Source organism: Streptomyces sp. (assembly GCF_050698815.1).
Classification (GTDB): domain Bacteria; phylum Actinomycetota; class Actinomycetes; order Streptomycetales; family Streptomycetaceae; genus Streptomyces.
Window position 1 is genome coordinate 1 of sequence record NZ_JBOHCV010000749.1, and the last position, 6,735, is coordinate 6,735.

The following is a 6,735-nucleotide window of genomic DNA, read 5'->3' on the forward strand; positions in this document are numbered from 1 at the left end:
AGCCAAAGCTCAGCAGGGCCGAGTAAAAGCCACCCCCGAATAAACCAACAGCGTCAGATCACTCGACGGGGGCTTCTTGCTGTTCAGCGGCGGTGGCTGGGGCCGGGATCGAACCGGCGACCTATCGCTTTTCAGGCGATCGCTCGTACCAACTGAGCTACCCAGCCGCAGCGGTCCTGACGGGATTTGAACCCGCGGCCTCCACCTTGACAGGGTGGCGAGCACTCCAAACTGCTCCACAGGACCTTGCGTGTCGTGCGTGCCCCCAACGGGATTCGAACCCGTGCTACCGCCTTGAAAGGGCGGCGTCCTGGGCCACTAGACGATGAGGGCTGATGGCCCACCTGGGCGCTTCCGCTGAGTCAGCGCGTCGGGGACGTGAGAAGCATATGGGATAGCGAGAGTGTTCGCCAAAACGGTTAGCGGGAGTCGCCGGGCGAGGGGGAGCGGGCTGGGGAGGGAGTGGGGGAGGACGGGGTGGGCGAGGACGGGGTGGGCGAGGAGCCCTTGTCGTCGCTGGAGCCGGCGTTGTCGTCGTCGCCCGCGAGGTGGCGGGTGACCTCGGCCGTGGTCAGGCCCAGGCCGCCCAGGGTGATCTCGTCCCAGGCCTGCAGCTCGTCCTTGTCCCGGTCCAGGTAGAGGACGGACGCGGACACCTTCTCCGGTGTGTCGCCCTCCACCGCCCGCAGGCCGCCGCCGCCCGTGGACGCCTCGATCATCAGCCGGGTGCGGCCGGAGAGGAACTCGTTGCTGCGCTGATGGATGTGGCCCGCGAGGGCGAGGGGGACGAGGCCGTCGGTCTCCTTGACGAGCAGCGGGTTGTGGGCGACGGCGATGTCGACGGGAGTGTCCGCCGCCCGCTGGGCGCGCAGCGCCATGGCCAGCTGCCGCCCCACCTTGCGCTCCTCGGGGTCGCCCTCGGGCTTGACGGACCGGTCCGGCGTGAACTGCGGGTCGCCCCAGCCCGCGATCCGCAGCCCGGCGACGTTGAGGGGCACGCCGTCGTCGAGGACGTGCACGTTGCTGCCCTTCTTGTCGGCGAGCTTCTCGAACGCCTTCTGGGTGGTGTCGGAGTCGTGATTGCCGCGCACCCACAGGTAGGGGGCGCCGAGGTCGGGTACGGGGTCGAGGAAGCCGTTCTCGGCGGCGCTGCCGTGGTCCATGGTGTCGCCGGTGTCGATGATCGTGTCGATGTCGTACTGCTCGACGAGCGACTTGATGATCTGCCAGGCGGCCGGGTTGAGGTGGATGTCGGAGACGTGCAGGACGCGGGTCGTGCTCGGGTCGGGCTGGTACGCGGGGAGGGTGGAGGTGGCCTCGTAGAGCTTGGTCACATTGGAGACCAGCCGGGCCAACTCCCGCTGGTAGACGTCGAAGTCGCTGACGATGCTGCGGGCGTTGCCGACGACGGAGGGCGCGCTGGCCAGCAGGCCGGAGAACTTCGGCTCCAGCACGGACTTCGGGTTCCACGTCGCGTACGCCGTCCCCCCGGAGGCCGCCAGCAGCGCGAGGGCGAGGCCGGCCGCCCCGAGGGCGGGCCGCGGACGGCGGTAGACGGCGAGCGCGAGCACGCCGGCACCCGCGAACACCGCCAGGGCGGAGCGGAGAGCGAGGTCGGCGGTGCCGGCCCGTACGTCCGAGGTGATCTCTTCCTCCAGCCCGGCGATCCGCTCGGGATGGTTCACCAGGGCGGCGGCCCGTTCCTGGTCGAGCTGGTCGACGTCCACGTCGAGGCGGAGAGGTGCGTCGTGGCTGCGCAGGGCGAGGGCGCCGAGCGGCGAGACGTTGATCTCGGTGCCGCCCGCGAGGGAGGGGCGCAGCGCCATCTTCGTGTCCATCGGGCCTACGGGCGCGGTGATGCCGCCGACGATCAGCAGCCCGAGCCAGGCGCCGGCGAGGGTGACGGTGATGAGGGCGAGCCCGGGCAGGTAGGGGTTCGGGGGGCGGGTCCCGCCGGCGACGGGGCGCGTACGGTCCGGGCGCCGCCGGTCCGGGGGAAGCCGGCCCCGGCGGCGTTCCCGCCAGTGACGCAGGACGCGGGGAATGGTCGGCTTCCGTACCTGGTGCGGCAGGCGGAACGGTTTGCGGGACTTCCTGGCGTCGCGGGCCATGAGGCCCCCTATGCCCGTCGGCCGGTGCACCTATGCGGAGAACGCGCCGAGGGCCGTGCGGAACATCCGATCGGTGACGGACAATGGCCGGGTGCTGGAGATGACGCGGGAGGAATTCGAGGAGTTGGTGGCGGAGGCGCTGGACCGCATCCCGCCCGAGCTGACCAGACTGATGGACAACGTCGCCGTCTTCGTCGAGGACGAACCCGAGGCGGACGACCCCGATCTGCTCGGCCTCTACGAGGGCACGCCGCTGACCGAGCGGGGCGAGTGGTACGCCGGGGTGCTGCCGGACCGGATCACGGTCTACCGGGGCCCGACGCTGCGCGCGTTCGAGGGTGAGGGAGAGGGCGAGGAGGGCGGCGGCCGTGCCGTGGTGGTCCGGGAGGTGGAGGTGACGGTCGTACACGAGGTCGCACACCACTTCGGGATCGACGACGAGCGGCTGCACGACCTGGGGTACGGGTGAGCGACGACGGTCGGGCGGACGGCCGGCCGCGCGAGGCGCTCGCCGAGGAGGCCGTCGACCCGGACGTCGATCTGCACGTTCCGGCGCAGCGGGCCGAGACCGCCGGCCGGCACGGGTGGCTGGTGCTCGCCGTCATCGCGGCGGGCGGGGCGATGGGGGCCGCCGCGCGCTTCGCGCTGTCGCTGTGGCTGCCGGCCCGCGGCGGCGCCGGATTCCCGTGGGGCGTCTTCGTGGTCAACGTGTTGGGCTGCGCCCTGATCGGCGTGCTGATGGTGCTGGTCAGCGAGAGCGGCCGGGACGCGCACGCGCACCCGCTGCTGCGGCCGTTCCTGGGTGTGGGGGTGCTGGGCGGGTTCACGACGTTCTCGACGTACGCGGGCGACGTGGCCCGCCTGCTGGAGGAGGGCGGTCCGGACGGGGTGCCGGTCGCCCTGGCGTATCTGGTCGGGACGCCGGCGGGCGCGCTCGCCGCGGTGTGGGGGGCGGCCGTCGGCACCCGGGCGCTGCTTGGCGCGCGTCAGCGGTACCGGGGTGTGCTGTGACCTGGCTGCTGGTGGTGCTGGGCGGGGCGGTGGGGGCGCCGCTGCGGTACTTGACCGACCGGGCGGTGCAGGCGCGGCACGACTCCCCTTTTCCGTGGGGCACGTTCGTCATCAATGTGGTCGGCAGTCTGGCGATCGGGATGCTGGCCGGGATGGCGAGCGCGGGCGCGGTCGGTCCCAGGACGATGGCGCTGCTGGGGACAGGGCTGTGCGGGGCGCTGACGACGTATTCGACGTTCTCGTACGAGACGTTGCGGCTGGCCGAGCGCGGCCGGGGCGGGCTGGCGGCGGCGAATGTGGCGGCGTCGCTGTCGGTGGGGCTCGGTGCGGTGTTTCTGGGGCTGACGGTCGCCCGTGCTGTCTTCGCGTGACCGTGTGGCCGCGTGGCCGCGTGGCCGCGTGGCCGCGTGGCCGCGTGACCGCGTGACCGCGTGACCGCGTGACTGTGGGGGCCGCGTGACCGTGGGCCACGTGACTTGTCGCGGCGAGGGGCAGTTGGGCAGACCGCCTGCCGTTCCCCGCACCCGGAGGTCCCACTGTGCGCCGCTTCCCCTTCCGGCCCTTCCGGCCCTTCCGGTTCCGTTTCCGGTCCCGCTCAGCCGTCGCCCGTACGGTCGTCGGCGCGATACTGGCGGCCGCCCTCACCGGCTGCATGACCGTGCGCGGCGCGGACGGTGCCGCCGAGGACACCGGCCCACAGGGGCGTCAGGCGGGCTCCGCGAGTGCGGGGGCGACGCGGGACGGCGGTGCCGCGAATCGCGGCAAGGACGCGCACCAGCACGACCACGGCAAGGGGAAGGCGTCCAGGCACGCCCGTAAGGGCGCCGGTGGACGCCACGGCCGGGACGGCCGCGGCACATCGGGGACGTCGAAGGGCCACCGTTCCGGTTACGGCTCGAAGCATCACCACTGGCGTCCTGGCGGGGGCCCGCACCCGGCGCTGCCCAAGCTCCCCGCGCCCCCGGGCACCGGACACCCGGGACCGCGACCGCCCGACCCACCGCAGCCGAGTGCGCCGGGTCCGCCCGCCCCGAGCCCGCCGCACACACCGACGGCGGGACCTACGCCGCCGACGGGGTAGCATGAGGCGGGGGCCTTGGCCCTCACATCACCCTCATTTGCACCCCGTACCAGGGGGTGCGTATGCTGGTAGATCGTTTGATCCCATTTGCCCGGCGCCGTTGAGAGCGCGCCGCGTGGCGCGTTCCTCTTAGCCGTGGCTGACCGCATCGAGGCGGTCGTATGCGAAATCACGGAGTCTGGGCGCGTGCCGCTGAACTCCGGAAGGTTCGCATTTCGCATGTCTGTTGCCTCACTCGACGCTGTCCTGCCTGAATTCCCCGAAGCCGGCGCCGACGCCGGAACCGAAGAGGCGGAGACCGTCACCTTCGCCGATCTCGGGCTTCCCGAGCCGGTCGTACGCAAGCTCGCGCAGAACGGCGTCACCACCCCTTTCCCGATCCAGGCCGCGACCATCCCGGACGCGCTGGCGGGCAAGGACATCCTCGGCCGCGGCCGTACGGGCTCCGGCAAGACCCTCTCCTTCGGGCTGCCGCTGCTGACCCGCCTGAGCGGCGGCCGTACGGAGCGCAAGCGCCCCCGCGGCATCATCCTCACCCCCACCCGCGAGCTGGCGATGCAGGTCTCCGACGCCCTGCAGCCCTACGGTGACGTGCTCGGCCTGAAGTTCAAGGTCGTTTGCGGCGGCACCTCCATGGGGAACCAGATCTCCGCGCTGGAACGCGGCGTCGACATCCTCGTCGCCACCCCGGGGCGGCTGCGCGACCTGATCGGCCGCGGCTCCTGCTCGCTGGCCGACGTCGAGATCGCGATCCTCGACGAGGCCGACCAGATGGCCGACCTCGGCTTCATGCCGGAGGTCACCGAACTGCTGGACCAACTGCCCGAGGGCGGCCAGCGCATGCTCTTCTCCGCGACGATGGAGAAGGAGATCAACACGCTGGTGCGCCGCTACCTCGTCACGCCGGTCGTGCACGAGGTCGACGCCGCCCAGGGCGCGGTCACCACGATGAGCCACCACGTGCTGGTCGTGAAGCCGCGCGACAAGGCGCCGGTGACCAACGCCATCGCCGCGCGCAAGGGCCGCACGATCGTCTTCGTACGGACGCAGCTCGGCGCCGACCGCGTCGCGGAGCAGCTCCGCGAGGGCGGTGTCGGCGCGGACGCGCTGCACGGCGGCATGACGCAGGGCGCGCGGACCCGCACCATGGCCGACTTCAAGGAAGGCAAGGTCAACGTGCTGGTCGCCACGGACGTCGCGGCGCGCGGCATCCACGTCGACAACATCGACCTGGTGCTGAACGTCGACCCGGCCGGCGACCACAAGGACTACCTGCACCGTTCCGGCCGTACCGCTCGCGCGGGGCTGTCCGGCACGGTCGTGTCGCTGGCGCTGCCGCACCAGCGGCGGCAGATCTTCCGGCTGATGGAGGACGCGGGCGTCGACGCCTCGCGGCACATCATCGGGCGGGGCGACGTCTTCGACGAGGAAGTGACCCGGATCACGGGTGCGCGTTCGCTGACCGAGGTGCTGGCCGACTCCACCGCCAACTCCGCCAAGCAGGCGGAGCGCGAAGTCAAGCAGCTCACCCGCCAGTTGGAGCGCGCGCAGCAGCGGGCGGCCGAACTGCGCGCGGAGTCCGAGCGGTTGACGGGACGCGCGGCACGCGAGCGCGGCGACGACCCGGACGCGGCGGTCGCCGAGGCCGCTGCGGCGCTGACCGCTGAGGTGGAGGCGGAGGCCGTGCTGGACCAGCGTCGTGAGCAGCGCCGCGAGGAGCGCGAGCAGCGGCGTGAGGCGAAGCGCGACGACCAGCGCGGCGGCGACCGGAACGACCGCGGTGACCGCGGTGACCGTGGTGGCTTCCGCCGCGACGGCGACCGGCCGTCGTACAACCGGGACCGCCGGGAAGGCGAGCGGGGCGACCGGGGCGGCTTCCGCCGCGACGACCGCCCCTCCTACAACCGGGACCGGCGCGAGGGTGACCGTGGTGACCGGGGCGGCTTCCGCCGCGACGACCGCCGCCCGGCGCCGTCCTCCCCGTCATCGTCGTACGGACGCGACAACCGCTCCCACGACGACCGCCGCCCCCAGGGTCGCGACGAGCACCGCACCAATGGCGCCCGTTCCTTCTCCGACCGCCGCACCGACAAGCCGCGCTGGAAGCGCAACGGCTGACACCTCTCCAGCTCGGAGGCGAACGCCTTCGAAGCCCGGCCGACGGCCGGGCTATGCTGCGGGGGCGGGCCGTTAGCTCAATTGGCAGAGCAGTGGACTTTTAATCCATTGGTTGTGGGTTCGAGTCCCACACGGCCTACCGAGATGGAGGCGAGTGCAGCCCGCTGACCTGCGAGGGAGCACCCGGACCGATGTGATCGGTCCGGGTGCTCCCTCGCTTGGGGGCGTTCTGCGTGAGCGGACGGGCCCTGACTGGGTGGCACGAGCGCGCATGTGCGCGGCTGGAACCAGCAGCTATTACCGACTGGTCGTTCGCCCGGGGAAAGACCAGCCCGTGATCGTCGGCTCGCAGCGGTACAGCAGCGAAGTGCAGCAACCACCGCGACCGTAGCCGAACGCACCGGAGTCCGGACG

Annotated in this window: 6 protein-coding genes and 4 tRNA genes; 6 read left to right on the plus strand and 4 right to left on the minus strand. The window is 72.1% G+C overall.

Annotated features, from left to right (window positions below; translation table 11 throughout):
- Positions 1-93: 93 nt before the first annotated feature.
- The 4 genes from ACRDP3_RS26570 to ACRDP3_RS26585 form a co-directional block, all read right to left on the minus strand.
- A tRNA-Phe gene (locus ACRDP3_RS26570) sits at positions 94-167 on the minus strand.
- A gap of 4 nt (positions 168-171) precedes the next feature.
- Positions 172-246: transfer RNA gene (locus ACRDP3_RS26575), tRNA-Asp, on the minus strand.
- Between the two features lie 14 nt (positions 247-260).
- A tRNA-Glu gene (locus ACRDP3_RS26580) sits at positions 261-333 on the minus strand.
- An 86-nt stretch (positions 334-419) separates the two neighbouring features.
- Positions 420-2,111, minus strand: coding sequence for a metallophosphoesterase family protein (locus ACRDP3_RS26585; RefSeq protein ID WP_431519552.1), 1,692 nt, complete (start codon positions 2,109-2,111; stop codon positions 420-422).
- Between the two features lie 91 nt (positions 2,112-2,202).
- Between ACRDP3_RS26585 and ACRDP3_RS26590 the strand changes: the two genes are divergently transcribed.
- The 6 genes from ACRDP3_RS26590 (at position 2,203) to ACRDP3_RS26615 (ending at position 6,460) form a co-directional block, all read left to right on the plus strand.
- On the plus strand, positions 2,203-2,580 hold the full coding sequence (locus ACRDP3_RS26590; protein ID WP_431519557.1) for a metallopeptidase family protein: 378 nt from the start codon (positions 2,203-2,205) through the stop codon (positions 2,578-2,580).
- Positions 2,577-3,122, plus strand: a complete 546-nt coding sequence (locus tag ACRDP3_RS26595) for a fluoride efflux transporter FluC (RefSeq protein WP_431519553.1) — start codon at positions 2,577-2,579, stop codon at positions 3,120-3,122. The genes ACRDP3_RS26590 and ACRDP3_RS26595 overlap by 4 nt, the downstream gene beginning before the upstream one ends.
- On the plus strand, positions 3,119-3,493 hold the full coding sequence (gene crcB / locus ACRDP3_RS26600) for a fluoride efflux transporter CrcB (protein ID WP_431519554.1): 375 nt from the start codon (positions 3,119-3,121) through the stop codon (positions 3,491-3,493). The genes ACRDP3_RS26595 and crcB overlap by 4 nt, the downstream gene beginning before the upstream one ends.
- 167 nt (positions 3,494-3,660) lie before the next feature.
- Positions 3,661-4,203: a hypothetical protein gene (locus ACRDP3_RS26605; protein WP_431519555.1), complete on the plus strand. Its 543-nt coding sequence runs from the start codon at positions 3,661-3,663 to the stop codon at positions 4,201-4,203.
- Between the two features lie 219 nt (positions 4,204-4,422).
- Positions 4,423-6,321: a DEAD/DEAH box helicase gene (locus tag ACRDP3_RS26610; protein WP_431519556.1), complete on the plus strand. Its 1,899-nt coding sequence runs from the start codon at positions 4,423-4,425 to the stop codon at positions 6,319-6,321.
- Between the two features lie 66 nt (positions 6,322-6,387).
- Positions 6,388-6,460 (plus strand) — tRNA-Lys (locus ACRDP3_RS26615).
- Positions 6,461-6,735 lie beyond the last annotated feature (275 nt).

Excerpts from the sequence above, each read along its gene's own strand:
- ACRDP3_RS26585 (WP_431519552.1), bottom strand. The coding sequence starts at position 2,111 with ATGGCCCGCGACGCCAGGAAGTCCCGCAAACCGTTCCGCCTGCCGCAC.
- ACRDP3_RS26610 (WP_431519556.1), top strand. The coding sequence starts at position 4,423 with ATGTCTGTTGCCTCACTCGACGCTGTCCTGCCTGAATTCCCCGAAGCC.